The sequence below is a fragment of the Mesorhizobium sp. M7D.F.Ca.US.004.03.1.1 genome, assembly GCF_003998635.1.
Classification (GTDB): domain Bacteria; phylum Pseudomonadota; class Alphaproteobacteria; order Rhizobiales; family Rhizobiaceae; genus Mesorhizobium; species Mesorhizobium loti.
The window spans coordinates 1-3,420 of record NZ_RZQG01000654.1 but is presented as its reverse complement, the minus strand read 5'-3'; the positions used below and the strand labels follow the sequence as shown (position 1 = coordinate 3,420).

Annotated in this window: 6 protein-coding genes; 2 read left to right on the top strand and 4 right to left on the bottom strand. The window is 59.4% G+C overall.

Annotated features, from left to right (window positions below):
- Window positions 1-15 precede the first annotated feature (15 nt).
- Entirely contained in the window at window positions 16-450 is a 435-nt protein-coding gene (locus tag EN935_RS27390) for a DUF2267 domain-containing protein (RefSeq protein ID WP_127264869.1), read from the bottom strand.
- Between the two features lie 96 nt (window positions 451-546).
- On the bottom strand, window positions 547-1,371 hold the full coding sequence (locus EN935_RS27385) for a universal stress protein (RefSeq protein ID WP_127264870.1): 825 nt from the start codon (window positions 1,369-1,371) through the stop codon (window positions 547-549).
- A gap of 217 nt (window positions 1,372-1,588) precedes the next feature.
- Between EN935_RS27385 and EN935_RS27380 the strand changes: the two genes are divergently transcribed.
- Window positions 1,589-1,975 carry a phasin family protein gene (locus EN935_RS27380; RefSeq protein ID WP_127264871.1) on the top strand — a complete coding sequence of 129 codons (387 nt, stop codon included), beginning with the start codon at window positions 1,589-1,591 and terminating at the stop codon, window positions 1,973-1,975.
- A 25-nt stretch (window positions 1,976-2,000) separates the two neighbouring features.
- The gene (locus EN935_RS27375; RefSeq protein ID WP_127264872.1) at window positions 2,001-2,354 is read left to right on the top strand and encodes a cytochrome c; all 354 of its coding nucleotides are present in this window, start codon (window positions 2,001-2,003) and stop codon (window positions 2,352-2,354) included.
- 83 nt (window positions 2,355-2,437) lie between these two features.
- Here EN935_RS27375 and EN935_RS27370 read toward each other — a convergent pair whose 3' ends face one another.
- Together EN935_RS27370 and EN935_RS27365 are read right to left on the bottom strand one after the other, a co-directional pair.
- Window positions 2,438-2,824, bottom strand: a complete 387-nt coding sequence (locus tag EN935_RS27370; RefSeq protein ID WP_127264873.1) for a translational machinery protein — start codon at window positions 2,822-2,824, stop codon at window positions 2,438-2,440.
- A 65-nt stretch (window positions 2,825-2,889) separates the two neighbouring features.
- A complete protein-coding gene (locus EN935_RS27365) occupies window positions 2,890-3,138 on the bottom strand; it encodes a lipoyl domain-containing protein (RefSeq protein ID WP_109672471.1) in 249 nt (82 codons plus the stop codon).
- Window positions 3,139-3,420 lie beyond the last annotated feature (282 nt).

The following is a 3,420-nucleotide window of genomic DNA, read 5'->3' as shown; positions in this document are numbered from 1 at the left end:
GTCCCGGAACATCGATCAATCCACCGGCCACAATTTTCGAAGCGACTTCTTCATCGAGTTTCTGACCTGCACAATTTCGCCGTGCGAAATATGACGGTCGAGAAGCTTGAACACCGCGTTGATCGCGATATCGAAATCGACGTCGTCATCATAGCCGAAACTGGTTCTGACGCTGAGGACAAAATCACTTTTCTTGCGCTCGCACGCAGGCACCGATGGATTCCAGCCTTCGAAGTAGATGCCACGAACCAAAACAGGCAGTTGCGCCGACAGATCGGCCGTTTCCGCCAGCGACAGCCAGTCTCGCACCGTATGCAAAACTGACCTCAGGAGGCGGCACGCGCTCGGTTCGCTCCAGCAAAGATCCCTGGCAAGCTCGTTGACCCACTGCTGCGCCTGCTGGGCAGCGTGGGTGAAGCCGGCAAAGGAGGTATGGGACATCTGGCTCATGACGTGCTCCTTGAAGTTTCCATCTCGATCGTCAAACGTCGCAGGCGTCTGCGCTTTGCGCCGGATCAATTGGCCTCAACTCAGCGGTGCGCTATCTCAATTTGAGATGAGCCGATGGAACGACCCGCTCTGGAGTACCGAGCGCGTCACACCGCCAAAAGTCGTTTCACGCACACGGCTATGACCATAGCCGCCGAGCACAATGAGATCGGCCGCAATCTCCTGTCCGATCTGGAGCAGGATTTCCGCCGGTTCGGAGCGGCGCGAATCCAAGACTTCCGATCGCGCCTTCACCCCGTGGCGTGTCAGGAAGAGTTCGACATCCGCAACATTCTCCCGAGGTGCAGGGTCCCCATTGTCCACGGTGGCGATCACAACATCCCTGGCATTGATCAGGAAGGGCATGGCGTCGACGACGGCACGTCGCGCTTCCCGCGTGTCAGTCCATGCAATCAGGATGCTTTCAGCCTTGACTGGGGCAGGGGTTTCCGACGCCACAAGTATCGGACGGCCTGCCGCAAGGATCAGGCTTGCGGTGTCCAGGGTGCGGTGGTGGTCGACCACCAGATCGATCATTGGCGAGCCAGTTACAATCAGGTCGGCGGCACGTGCATTGAGCGCAAGCTGCCAGGTCGGATTTCCCATTTCGCCGCGCCACGAGGCGCGATTGCTGCCATTGACAGCGCTTAGGAATTCCTCGTTCAAGCAATTGAGTCGACCTTCTATCTCTTCCACCTGGGACCACATCGCCTTGGTCGCGGCCCTGTCGTCGGCGCCGGTTGGCATGACAAAATGCGGCTCGGCCGCGCAGAAGCCGATCAGATCGGCCTCATGCCGTTGAGCGAGATCCCACGCCATCGAGATGAGCGGCGCGGCGATGGTGTCCACGTCCAGTTGAACCATGATCGTCTTGAAAGCCATCGCTGCAGCCCTTTTGTGGTTGAAGCGAGCTAGCCACGAAGAAGGGGCAAGGGCCTTGATGCGCGTCAAACACGGCAACGAGACCAGATGGCGCTCGATTGCCCGTGCATTCCGGCAAAGGTCATGCGCCTGTTGATCCTGATCAACGACCTGACGGCGAATGGCGGTAGCGTTGTCTGGCGGGCACTTTGTTTGCCGCCTCACAATGGAGTAACCGATGATGCAGACCCATCCAGAGCCGTCGCAATTCGGCATGCAACCCTTGCCGATAGCGGAAAATGGCCAGAAGCTCATTCTCGCTGCCGCGTCGCTTCAAGCCCACACCTTCAAGGCGATGATGCGCTATCAGATCGAAACGCTCGCGTTTCTGAAACATCGTTACGAGCAGGATGTTAAGCTTGCCGAGAATCTCATCGACGGTTCCGAGTTCAACGACGCCTTCGACATCTTCTCCACCTTCCTGCAGAATGCGGCATCGGAATACGCCACGGAAGCCGGCAAGGTTGCGGCACTGACTTCCAAGCTCGCTTCGGAAACGGCCAGGCGCGTGCGCAGGGAAGCCAAAACCGCTATCGAGGATGTGGCGGCGAAGACAGTCGCGTAGATCGGAAATGCGGAGGCCTGCAACCATGAACGCCTGTATGAGCAGTGATGGTCACGGGCGTCGTCTATGGGTTCCCGCGCTGACTGTGGTGTTGCTTGGTTCCGTACTGCCAGCCCTGGCCGATGGCGTAACGGAACATGGAAAGGCGTTGGTGGAAGTCAATTGCGCGCGCTGCCACGCCATTGGAGAAACCGACAAGAGCAGCCATCCCGACGCGCCCGCCTTTCGCACCCTGTCGAAGCGCTATCCGATTACGGATCTCGAGGAAGCACTCGCCGAAGGCATTTCGACCGGCCATCCGGACATGCCTGAGTGGGTTGCCAGCCCCGACCAGATCGAGGCAATCATCGCCTATATCAGCAGCGTGCAGCAACCGTGATCGAGGCCACGGAGACGGCAGGCGCCCGAGCCTGACGGCTCCGCGAGCCGATCGCGGCCCCAGCAGAGCAGCCCCAGACCGAGCTAGGGCAACATTCGGTCGGCGGCACGGAAGAACGTTCGTGCATGCGCCACGATCTGGGCCTCCGTTGGATGATCCGCCGGTTCGACGCCGACAATGCGATCGTTCAAGTGGGGATGGTGGTCGCGGATATGCTTGGCCAGTTCATCCTTTGCCGATCCCGGCCCCACGATCAACCATTCCCTCGCAGGCTGCAGGGCGTCGACGACGTCGTGGTAGAAGGACTGGTTTTCCGGTGCATGCTTGCCGTCGACGGTGCCTGCCTTGTTGTGGGTTTGATGATGCGCAAGCGTGGTGGCAAGCCTCAGGCTCTCCGCTGTGTCACGATTGAAGAAAAACACCTTGGCTTCGCGATGGTCCAGCCAGGCGACGGCATGTTGGGTCTGCATGTCTATGGATCCTTGAGTTTTGGTTGGAGGATGCGCGCAATCGACGCGGTGAGGCGCCGCTTGCCTCACACGGACTGAGACTCCAGCGTTGCCAGGATCGAGCCGGGTTCGATGACGGCATTCGCTGTGGCGACGATCGTCGCGCGGCCAGCTGCCGGCGCGACAATCTCGTGCAGCGCGTCCTCAATTCGGACTTCGGCTATTCGCTCACCGGCCTCGATATCGTCACCGCTGTCAATGAACCAACGCTCCAGAATGCCCTCGGGCAACATGCTTGACGCCCATAGCGCTTCGTCGACCTTGATATACTGCATCGCAATTCTCCTTATGCGGTCGAATGATATTCCCGTCGCCACGGCGGTCCTTGATCACGATCAATGAGCAAACAGGATGCGAGCCCTCTCGAAGGCGGCCCGCAATCGGCGCGTGTTTGACCGGCATCAAGGCGTCGAGTGCCAGCGGGTGCACTTCATCATGCATTCGACCGCATCATCGAAAGGCGCCTGCAATGTCCTACAAGTCGATTATCGTGAACCTCGCGGTAGATGCACCTCCGGCGGCCATGGTGAGATTGGGGATCGAGCTCGCGGAACGAT

What these genes read in the sequence shown, in the direction of transcription:
- EN935_RS27390 (WP_127264869.1), bottom strand. Translation starts at nt 450, where the DNA reads ATGAGCCAGATGTCCCATACCTCCTTTGCCGGCTTCACCCACGCTGCC.
- EN935_RS27385 (WP_127264870.1), bottom strand. Translation starts at nt 1,371, where the DNA reads ATGGCTTTCAAGACGATCATGGTTCAACTGGACGTGGACACCATCGCC.
- EN935_RS27380 (WP_127264871.1), top strand. Translation starts at nt 1,589, where the DNA reads ATGATGCAGACCCATCCAGAGCCGTCGCAATTCGGCATGCAACCCTTG.
- EN935_RS27375 (WP_127264872.1), top strand. Translation starts at nt 2,001, where the DNA reads ATGAACGCCTGTATGAGCAGTGATGGTCACGGGCGTCGTCTATGGGTT.
- EN935_RS27370 (WP_127264873.1), bottom strand. Translation starts at nt 2,824, where the DNA reads ATGCAGACCCAACATGCCGTCGCCTGGCTGGACCATCGCGAAGCCAAG.
- EN935_RS27365 (WP_109672471.1), bottom strand. Translation starts at nt 3,138, where the DNA reads ATGCAGTATATCAAGGTCGACGAAGCGCTATGGGCGTCAAGCATGTTG.